Source organism: Streptomyces montanisoli (genome assembly GCF_017813245.1).
Taxonomy (GTDB): domain Bacteria; phylum Actinomycetota; class Actinomycetes; order Streptomycetales; family Streptomycetaceae; genus Streptomyces; species Streptomyces montanisoli.
This window is the reverse complement of the sequence record NZ_JAGIQL010000259.1, coordinates 1-6,294: the sequence shown is the minus strand read 5'-3', so window position 1 is coordinate 6,294 and position 6,294 is coordinate 1. Positions and strand designations below refer to the sequence as shown.

The following is a 6,294-nucleotide window of genomic DNA, read 5'->3' as shown; positions in this document are numbered from 1 at the left end:
ACCTCCTCCTTTATATGAAGAAGAAGACGGCATACACGATACATCGCAACCAAGAATTCAGTGAAGAGTTCTTCCGACTAGAGAGGCGCGTCCGCCGCTCGCCGGACGCGCCTCACGGCAGGCCTCGGGGGCGGGGCCCTCACGCCCCGCGCGCGGGCACGCGCCGCCTGTGGCGGCGCACCAGCGCCGCGAGGACGAGCGCCACGACGACGGTCACTGCGGGCGGCACGACCCACCACGGGACACCGGTCCACACCGCGAGGAGCCCCACCCCGGCACAGGCGGCGAAGATGGCGGTGAGCGCCCTCGCGCCGTACGGCTTGTACCCGAACAGCGAGGAACGGGGCATGACGAGGCGGACAGCTCCGAACACGAACGCCTCGGCCGCCAGGAGCGCGGCGAACGTGCCGACGGCGGCGTTCATCTGCAGCTCGTCACGCGGCGCGTCACTGGTGTTCTGACGGACGCCGTTCTTGCCGAGCACCACGATCTGGCCGCGCCACGCGGTGGCGGTGACCCTTTCGCCCGGCTTCAGCCGGTCGAGCAGCGGCTCCGAGCCGCCGAAGTACACATCCCCGCGCCAGGAGTGCTTGTACCTCAGGGTCGCCTTGTAGCTTTCGCCCTCACCGTTGCGCTTGGTCACCGCCTCCACGACGGTGAGGCGCCAGGTACTCAAGCACTCCTGGCGCGCCTGGAGGCGGCAGGGCCGGGCCGCCTGGTAGCCCTGGTAGCGCGCCCCGTCGTAAGGCAGCCACCGGGCGAACACGACGTAGGAACCCGCCGCCAGTGCCAGCGACAGCAGCACGAGCACGACGCCGACGAGTCGCGTCAACCCCGGTGATCGACGGCCGAAACTGCCGTCGGCCGCTTGCTCGGCAGCACTGTGTCCCGTTGCCCTGGCCCGCGGTGTTTTCGTCATAACGCCCCCGACGCCCATGGTCCCACGACGAGGCCCCGCCCACCGCGCGGTACGCGGGGGAGCGGGGCCTCGACGGGGTCCTGCGAGGGCGACTTGATCAGCCGCGGCGGCCCGCCAGCTTCCAGGCACCGGGCAGGGCGCCCATCGCCAGCGCCGCCTTGAGCGCGTCGCCGAGCAGGAACGGCACAAGGCCTGCGGCGATCGCGGCGCTCGCCGACATACCGGCGGACAGGGCGAGGTAGGGCACGCCTATCGCGTACACGACGGCGGAGCCGACCACCATCGTCCCGGCCGTGCGCAGCACGGAGCGGTCGCCGCCGCGCTTGGCCAGCGCGCCGACGACGGCGGACGCGGCGAGCATGCCGAGCACGTAACCGAACGACGAGCCGCCCGGGCCCGAGGTGCCGTCGGAGAACCACGGCAGGCCCGCCATGCCCAGCACCGTGTACAGCGCGAGCGAGAGGAAGCCGCGGCGCGCGCCGAGCGCGGTGCCGACGAGCAGCGCGGCGAAGGTCTGCCCCGTGACCGGCACGGGGGAGCCCGGCACCGGCACGGACAGCTGCGCGGCCAGCCCGGTGAGCACGGCGCCGCCGGCGACGAGCGCGATGTCGCGGGTACGGCTTGCGGGGATCAGGTCGGCGAGTACGCCGGCGCGGGACGCGGCCGCTGTGGGCGCGACGGTGCTCATGGGGACTCCGCGGGGGGTCGGGGACGGACGGTCGGCAATCGTCTCGACGTTAACCCACGGCCCACGACCCCCCGCTCGTCGGAGCCCCACAAAGGCCGGCGCACGCCGTTGTGGGCCACGCGCCCCACATCCCGCCGGCGATGGCCGCTGCGCACCGAACGCGTTCGGGCCGGCGAGCCCCACGGGCCGCGGCCCCACGTCCCGCCCCTACGCCCCCGCGCCGAGGGCGCCCCGCGCCCGGGGCCACCCGTCGGGGATGGCCCGCGCTCGAGGCAGCCCGCGCAAGGGGCGCCCTGCCGAGGGCGGCCCCGCGTCACGGATGGCCCGCCTGGGCGCAGTCCGCGCCGAGGGCGCCCCGCGCCGGGGGTGCCACACGCCGCGGGCGTCAGGCACCAGGAGTGCCACGGGCCAGGGGCGGCCCATACCGCATCCGCCCCGCGTCGCGAAGGGCCCGGGGTGGCCCGCCGGCATGCGCCCCGCGCCGGGGGCGCCACACGCTGCGGGCGCCCCGCGCCGGGGGTGCCACGGGGCAGGGGTGGCCGGTGCCGCACGCGCCCCGCACCAAAGACGCCCCGCGTCGCGGGCGGTCCGCGCCGGGGGCGCCACAGGCTGCGGGCGCCAGGCGCCGAGGGTGCCACGGGCCAGGGGCCCGTGCGCGGGCGGCCCCGCCACAAACGCCCCGCGCCGGGGGCGCCACACGCGGCTCGCGCCGGGGGCACCCGCGCAGCCCGCGTCGCACATGCCCAGCCGCCCAGCGCCGGGACGCTGCGCGCCCCGCGCGGGGCGGCTACTGCCGCGTCAGTCGAAGATCGGGCCCTGCGTCCTCGTCCGCTTGATCTCGTAGAAGCCCTTCACCGACGCCACCATGAGCGTCCCGTCCCACAGCTTCAGCGCCTCCTCGCCCTTCGGCGCCGGCGTCACCACCGGGCCGAAGAAGGCGATCTGCTCGCCGTTCTCGCCCGGCACCGCGATGACCGGTGTGCCGACCTCCTGGCCCACCTTGTCGATGCCCTCCTTGTGGGACGCGCGCAGCTGCGTGTCGTACGTGTCCTAGTCCGCGTACTCGATCAGCTCCGCCGGCAGGCCCGCGTCCGCCAGCGCCCCGGCGATCGCCTCGCGCGTCGGGCCCTCGCCCTTGTTGTGGAAGCGGGTGCCGAGCGCCGTGTACAGCCTGCCGACCACCTCGTCGCCGAACTGCTGCTGCGCCGCGGTGACGACGCGCACCGGCGCCCACGCCTTGCCCATCGTCTCGCGGTACGACTCGGACATGTCGTCGAGCCGCGGCTCGTTCAGCACCGCCAGGCTCATCACGTGCCACCTGATGTCCAGGTCGCGGGCGCTCTGCACCTCCAGGACCCAGCGCGAGGTCATCCAGGCCCAGGGGCACAGCGGGTCGAACCAGAAATCGACGGGCGTCTTCTCCGGCATGTCTCTCGTCTCTCCTCGAAAGTGACAGCTCTTTCCAACGCAACTACAACGACAACGCGCCCGGCCGCCGCCGCCATTCCCCGCCCCCGGTGCCCGCACGATGCCCGCACGGTGCCCGCATGCCGGTCACCCGGCACCGACATGCGAGGATCGACCCCGTTCCACGACGTCCGTGAGCCGCGAAGGAGCTGCCCCCGTGCCTGGAGAGAACCTGTCCCGCGACGAGGCCCGTGAGCGGGGAGAACTGCTCTCCGTCACGGAGTACGAGGTCGCCCTCGACCTCACGTCGGCGATCGGTGAGTGGCCGGGCGCCGGCCCCCGCACCTTCCGCTCCGTCACGACGATCCGCTTCGCCTGCGCGCGCCCGGGCGCCGCCACCTTCGTGGACCTGATCGCCCCGTCCGTGTCCGCGGTGACGCTCAACGGCCGCGCCCTCGACCCCGCCGCGGTCTTCGACGGCGCGCGCATCGCCGTCGAGGACCTCCAGGCGGAGAACACGCTCGTCGTGGACGCGCAGTGCGCCTACAGCAGGACCGGCGAGGGCATGCACCGCTTCGTCGACCCCGAGGACGGCGAGGTCTACCTCTACACGCAGTACGAGCCCGCCGACGCCCGCCGCGTCTACGCGAACTTCGAGCAGCCCGACCTCAAGGCGCCCTACCGGTTCGAGGTGACCGCGCCCGACGGCTGGCAGGTGTGGAACAACGGCGCGGGCGAGCGCGGCGCCGACGGCGTGTGGCGCTTCGCGCGCACCAAGCCGATCTCCACGTACATCACGGCCGTCGTCGCCGGCCCCTACCACTACGTCACCGACACCTACCGGCGCGCCCTGCCGGACGGCGGCGAGCTGGAGATCCCCCTCGGCGCGATGTGCCGCAAGGGGCTCGCCAGGCACTTCGACGCGGACGACATCTTCCTCGTCACCAAGCAGGGCCTGGACTTCTTCCACGACAACTTCGACTTCCCCTACCCCTTCGGGAAGTACGACCAGGCGTTCGTGCCCGAGTACAACCTCGGCGCGATGGAGAACCCGGGCCTCGTCACCTTCCGCGAGGAGTTCATCTACCGCGGCAAGGTGACCGAGGCGTCGTACGAGCGCAGGGCCAACGTCATCCTGCACGAGATGGCGCACATGTGGTTCGGCGACCTCGTCACCATGCGGTGGTGGGACGACCTGTGGCTGAAGGAGTCCTTCGCGGACTTCATGGGCTGCTTCTCCATGGTCGAGGCGACCCGCTTCAAGAACGGCTGGATCACCTTCGCCAACAACCGCAAGGCGTGGGCCTACCGCGCCGACCAGCTGCCCTCCACGCACCCGATCACCGCCGACATCCGGGACCTGGAGGACGCGAAGCTCAACTTCGACGGCATCACCTACGCCAAGGGCGCGGCCGTGCTCAAGCAGCTGGTGGCGTACGTCGGCAGGGAGGCGTTCCTGGAAGGCGCGCGGCGCTACTTCAAGCGGCACGCCTACGGCAACACCGAGCTCGGCGACCTGCTCGCCGTCCTCGCGGAGACCTCCGGCCGCGACATGGCCGGCTGGGCGCGCTCATGGCTGCAGACCGCCGGCGTCAACTCCCTCACCCCGCAGGTGGTGTACGGCGACGACGGCCGCGTGGCGGAGCTCGCCGTCGTGCAGGACGCCCCCGAGTCGCACCCCGAGCTGCGGCCGCACCGCGTGGCCGTGGCGCTCTACCGGCTCACCCCGGAAGGCGCGCTGACCGCGTACGCGAGCACCGGCGCCGACGTGACGGGCCCGCGCACCGTCATCACCGAACTCGCCGGAGCCGAACGCCCCGACCTCGTGCTCGTCAACGACGAGGACCTCACCTACTGCAAGACCCGCCTCGACGCCGCCTCCCTCGACACGCTCCGCGCCCACCTCGGCGCCCTGGCCGACCCGATGGCGCGTGCGCTGTGCTGGTCCGCGCTGTGGAACATGACGCGCGACGCGCTGCTGCCCGCACGGGACTTCGTGGCACTGGTCCTCGCGCACGCGGGCCGCGAGAGCGACATCGGCGTGCTGCAGATGGTGCACGCCTGGGCGCGCTCCGCGCTGGACCACTACGCGGCGCCCGCCTGGCGCGCCGAGGGCGGAAGGACGCTCGCCGAGGGAGCGCTGCGCGAACTGCGCGACGCCGAGCCCGCGGGCCCGCACCAGCTCACCTGGGCCCGGTTCTTCGCACAGGTAGCCGCGTCCGACGCGGACCTGGCGCTCGTCGAGGGCCTGCTGTCCGGCAAGGAGGACGTGCCGGGGCTCGACGTGGACCAGGAGCTGCGCTGGGCCCTGCTCGCCGCGCTGGCCGCGCACGGCCGCGCCGACGAGAAGGCCATCGAGGCCGAACTCGCCCGCGACGACACCGCGTCGGGGGAGCGGCACAAGGTGCGCTGCCTCGCCTCGCGCCCGTCGGCCGAGGTGAAGGCGGCCGCATGGGACGCGGTCGTCGAGTCGGACGCGCTGTCCAACGCGCTGGTGGAGGCGACGATCGCCGGGTTCGACCAGCCCGGGCAGCGTGAACTGCTCGCGCCGTACGCGGAGAAGTACTTCGCCGCCATCGAACGCGTGTGGGCCGACCGCTCCATCCAGATCGGCGTCCTCGTCGTGCGGGGCCTGTTCCCCGACCTGCTCGACGATCCGGCGACCCTCGAAGCCGCGCGTGCCTGGCTCGCCGCGCACGAGGACGCGGCACCCGCGCTGCGCCGCCTCGTGCTGGAGGCGCGGGACGACCTGGCGCGGGCGCTGCGCGCACAGGAGTGCGACGCCGCCGCCTGACGCGGCGGTGTGTGGCAGCGGCCTCCGCGTGTGCGGACCTGTCGTGCGGTCCCGTCGTGTGTAGGCCGAACGTGGCAGCCTGCTCGGCACTCGAACGCCCGTACTTTAGGACGGGGTTGTCCGGTTTGGGCAACGCGCTTGTAACAGCGGTTAGCGCGGTGGCCGGCAGCGGGGAGACCCGGGACATGAACAACAACAGCGCCCCGCTCTCCGCCTCCCACCACTCAGGTCACGACGCCCACGGCGCGGCAGCGCACCCGGACGTCGCGGACGCCGTGGTGCCCGGCCTGCTGAGCGCGGTGCAGCTGCGCGAGCGCGGCATCACGTCGGCGAGGGCCGCGGCCTACTGCCGCCCCGGCGGGCCGTGGCAGCACCTGCTGCCCGGCGTCTACCTGCTGCACCGGGGCCCGGCGACCGGCCAGGAGCGGCTGCGGGCCGCGCTGCTGTACGCGGGGCGCGCCGTGCCGGCCCAGTCGCGCGGCGCCT

3 protein-coding genes and 2 pseudogenes are annotated in these 6,294 nt (G+C 73.5%); 2 read left to right on the top strand and 3 right to left on the bottom strand.

Annotated features, from left to right (window positions below; translation table 11 throughout):
- Positions 1 to 139 precede the first annotated feature (139 nt).
- The 3 genes and pseudogenes from JFN87_RS31570 to JFN87_RS31560 form a co-directional block, all read right to left on the bottom strand.
- Entirely contained in the window at positions 140 to 832 is a 693-nt protein-coding gene (locus JFN87_RS31570) for a hypothetical protein (protein WP_245182734.1), read from the bottom strand.
- Between the two features lie 184 nt (positions 833 to 1,016).
- Positions 1,017 to 1,607, bottom strand: a complete 591-nt coding sequence (locus JFN87_RS31565) for a biotin transporter BioY (RefSeq protein WP_209345691.1) — start codon at positions 1,605 to 1,607, stop codon at positions 1,017 to 1,019.
- Positions 1,608 to 2,405: 798 nt separating this feature from the next.
- Positions 2,406 to 3,035, bottom strand: a pseudogene (locus JFN87_RS31560) (mycothiol-dependent nitroreductase Rv2466c family protein).
- Positions 3,036 to 3,231: 196 nt separating this feature from the next.
- Between JFN87_RS31560 and pepN the strand changes: the two are divergent.
- Together pepN and JFN87_RS31550 are read left to right on the top strand one after the other, a co-directional pair.
- On the top strand, positions 3,232 to 5,808 hold the full coding sequence (gene pepN, locus JFN87_RS31555) for an aminopeptidase N (protein WP_209345689.1): 2,577 nt from the start codon (positions 3,232 to 3,234) through the stop codon (positions 5,806 to 5,808).
- A gap of 185 nt (positions 5,809 to 5,993) precedes the next feature.
- A pseudogene (locus JFN87_RS31550) lies at positions 5,994 to 6,294 on the top strand (hypothetical protein); the annotation flags it as partial.

Excerpts from the sequence above, each read along its gene's own strand:
- JFN87_RS31565 (WP_209345691.1), bottom strand. The coding sequence starts at position 1,607 with ATGAGCACCGTCGCGCCCACAGCGGCCGCGTCCCGCGCCGGCGTACTC.